Origin of the sequence: Kineococcus glutinatus (assembly GCF_039542765.1) — a bacterium.
GTDB classification, from domain to species: Bacteria; Actinomycetota; Actinomycetes; order Actinomycetales; family Kineococcaceae; genus Kineococcus_A; species Kineococcus_A glutinatus.
Genome location: NZ_BAABIL010000752.1, coordinates 1 through 2,424 on the forward strand (window position 1 = coordinate 1; position 2,424 = coordinate 2,424).

The 2,424-nt window shown below is 75.1% G+C and carries 2 protein-coding genes; one reads left to right on the forward strand and one right to left on the reverse strand.

Going from position 1 to position 2,424, the window contains the following annotated elements:
- Positions 1-1,248, reverse strand: a 1,248-nt coding sequence (locus ABEB16_RS20955; RefSeq protein ID WP_345714119.1) for a pyridoxal phosphate-dependent aminotransferase, incomplete at its 3' end; no start/stop codon positions are given.
- Between the two features lie 235 nt (positions 1,249-1,483).
- Between ABEB16_RS20955 and rpsB the strand changes: the two genes are divergently transcribed.
- Positions 1,484-2,404 carry a 30S ribosomal protein S2 gene (gene rpsB, locus ABEB16_RS20960; RefSeq protein ID WP_345714120.1) on the forward strand — a complete coding sequence of 307 codons (921 nt, stop codon included), beginning with the start codon at positions 1,484-1,486 and terminating at the stop codon, positions 2,402-2,404.
- Positions 2,405-2,424: the final 20 nt, after the last annotated feature.

Here is a 2,424-nt window from a genome sequence, read left to right on the forward strand (position 1 = left end):
CGGCAGCACCGCGGCCGGGTCGAAGTCCAGCTCGTCGGCCTCCGGCAGCAGGCCCTCGAGCACGGCCTCGCGCTTGCAGAAGGTGAAGCGCACCAGCGGCCGCACCTGCGCCGCGGCCGCGCCGCCGGGGGTGCAGAACGCCGACACCGGCACCGCCACCACGCCGGTGCGCTCCGGCAGCTGCCGGCACAGCTGCGTGCCGTCCTCGAACCCCAGGGGCCGCGGGTCCGCCACGACGAAGTAGCCCCCCGCGGGCACGGTCAGCGCGAAGCCCGCGCTGGACAGCCCCGCGCAGAGCAGGTCGCGGCGGCGCTGGTGGTCGGCGGCCAGCGCGGCGAAGAAGTCCCCGCCCAGCGCCAGCGCCCGCGCCACCGCCGGCTGCAGCGGCGCCCCGTTCACGAAGGTGAGGAACTGCTTGACGGTGCGGACCGCGGCCACGAGCTCGGCCGGCCCGTGCACCCACCCGACCTTCCAGCCGGTGACGGCGAAGGTCTTGCCCGCCGACGAGCACGTCAGGGTGCGCTCAGCCATGCCCGGCAGGGCCGCCAGCGGCACGTGCCGACCGCCGTCGTAGACCAGGTGCTCGTAGACCTCGTCGGTGACGACGACGACGTCGTGCGCGATCGCCAGCTCCGCCAGCAGCGCCAGGTCGGCGGCACCGAGCACGGCGCCGGTGGGGTTGTGCGGGGTGTTGACCAGCAGCAGGCGGGTGCGGTCGGTGAAGGCCGCCCGCAGCGCCGGGACGTCCAGCCCGAACCCCTCCTCGCCGCGCCGCAGCGGCACGCTGCGCTGCACGCCGCCGGCGAGCGCGACGACGGCCGCGTAGGCGTCGTAGGCGGGCTCCAGGACCACGACCTCGTCGCCGGGCTCGCACAGCGCCAGCACGCTCGCCGCGACCGCCTCGGTGGCGCCGGCGGTGACGAGCACCTCCCGGTCCGGGTCCACCCGCAGACCGTGGAAGCGCAGCTGGTGGGCGGCGACCGCCTGCAGCAGCTCCGGTTCGCCGGCACCCGGCGGGTACTGGTTGCGCCCCGAGCGCAGCGCCGCGACGGCGTCCTCGAGCAGGGAGGCCGGGCCGTCGGCGTCGGGGAAGCCCTGGCCGAGGTTGAGGGCGCCGGTGCGCACCGCCAGGGCGGACATCTCGGCGAAGACCGTCGTGCCGAAACCGCGCATCCGCTCGACGAGCCGCGGCCCGCCCGCCCGCGGATGTCCGGGCCGGGACGGGCCGGTGTGGAGGGGGCCGCTCACGCCCCGTACGATAGACGGGCGCCCGGTACGTGCCGGGCGACTTCGCGTCCCCGCGTCCGGGCCCGCGGACGGCGGCCCGCGCCCGCCGCGCCGGGGAGCCCGGGGAGCGCTCCCCGGTCCGCGACCACCTCCTGCGGTGGCCGCGGCGGAGCGCCCCGCGGGGGCCAGGGCGGCGGCCGGACGGCCGTCCGCGACAACCGAACCCGGCTGCGGCCGGGCACGAGGAGGAACACCCATGGCCGTCGTGACGATGCGCCAGCTGCTCGAGTCGGGCGTGCACTTCGGGCACCAGACCCGCCGCTGGAACCCGAAGATGAAGCGCTTCCTCTTCACGGAGCGCAACGGCATCTACATCATCGACCTCCAGCAGTCGCTGTCGTTCATCGACCGCGCCTACGAGTTCGTGAAGGAGACCGTCGCCCACGGCGGCTCGATCCTCTTCATCGGCACCAAGAAGCAGGCCCAGGAGGCCATCGCCGAGCAGGCCCGCCGCGTGGGCATGCCCTACGTGAACCAGCGCTGGCTCGGCGGCATGCTCACCAACTTCTCCACCGTGGCCAAGCGGCTGCAGCGGCTGCGCGAGCTCGAGGAGCTCGACTTCGACGACGTCGCCGGCTCCGGCATGACGAAGAAGGAGCTGCTCGTCCTGCGCCGGGAGAAGGACAAGCTGGAGAAGACCCTCGGCGGCATCCGCGACATGGCCAAGGTGCCCAGCGCGGTGTGGATCGTGGACACCAACAAGGAGCACCTCGCCGTCGACGAGGCGCGCAAGCTGCGCATCCCCGTCGTGGCGATCGTCGACTCCAACTGCGACCCCGACGTCGTCGACTTCCGCATCCCCGGCAACGACGACGCCATCCGGGCCATCAGCCTGCTCACCCGCGTCGTGGCCGACGCCGTCGCCGAGGGCCTGCAGATCCGCCACGGCGGGGGCGCCGGTGCGGGCGAGGAGCCGCTGGCCTCCTGGGAGCAGGAGCTGCTGGACAACCCGGCGCCCGTCGGTGACATCCAGGCCGGCGGCACCGAGGGCCTCAAGGCCGACACCGCCACCGGGCCGGAGGTCCACGAGGCCGCGGCCGCCAGCGGCAGCGAGGCCCCCGCGGAGGAGCTCGCCGAGGGCGGCGCCGCGGCCGAGGCGCAGCAGACCAACGCCTGACCACCGCCGCTGACCGCTCC